The organism is Mesorhizobium sp. M7A.F.Ca.CA.004.04.2.1 (genome assembly GCF_004022825.1).
GTDB lineage: Bacteria > Pseudomonadota > Alphaproteobacteria > Rhizobiales > Rhizobiaceae > Mesorhizobium.
Window position 1 is genome coordinate 1 of sequence record NZ_RZPH01000677.1, and the last position, 530, is coordinate 530.

At 56.6% G+C, this 530-nt stretch carries 1 protein-coding gene; it reads right to left on the minus strand.

What is annotated here, in order from left to right:
- Positions 1-197 precede the first annotated feature (197 nt).
- Entirely contained in the window at positions 198-377 is a 180-nt protein-coding gene (locus EN893_RS25070; RefSeq protein ID WP_127267980.1) for a hypothetical protein, read from the minus strand.
- Positions 378-530: the final 153 nt, after the last annotated feature.

The window sequence follows — 530 nt, forward strand, 5'->3', positions numbered from 1 at the left end:
CAGAACCGCCGAGCCGATCGACGCGGGCGTGCCGAGGGACGCGGAGATGTTGCAGTAAGTCTGCACGAATTGTGGACTGCGGCGAAGCAGCTCACCATTCGACAAACACCGACGTGCGGTCAGTACACTACCCCTCCAAGACCGAACCTTTCCGAGGGAGGATAAGCTATCTTGCTCCAAAGAGCCGGCTGCATTCCTCAATGGGATGGAGGCGGAGAGATCAGCTTCGAGTTTGCAGCAGCATCGGCATCTCCGCTGTGCTCAAATGTCAGTCCGCTCGGGCCGATCTGCAGCCGGTATCCCGACATCGCGGCAATAACCACGAGGGTGATCACCGCGAGAACCATCATAAGTTTATTCGGATCCAGCTTGCTCATCTTGTGTCACCGTCAAGGGATTCGAACCACCAGGGAGTGCGCTGAACAAACGTTTCGTCTTCGGCCATATAGTTGTGATCGAACGCTCGAATGGCCGCGCTGAGAGCCTGTGAACGGCTCACTTTGAATCTTCGCGCGCTTTTCTCGATGAGC

Excerpts from the sequence above, each read along its gene's own strand:
- EN893_RS25070 (WP_127267980.1), bottom strand. The coding sequence starts at position 377 with ATGAGCAAGCTGGATCCGAATAAACTTATGATGGTTCTCGCGGTGATC.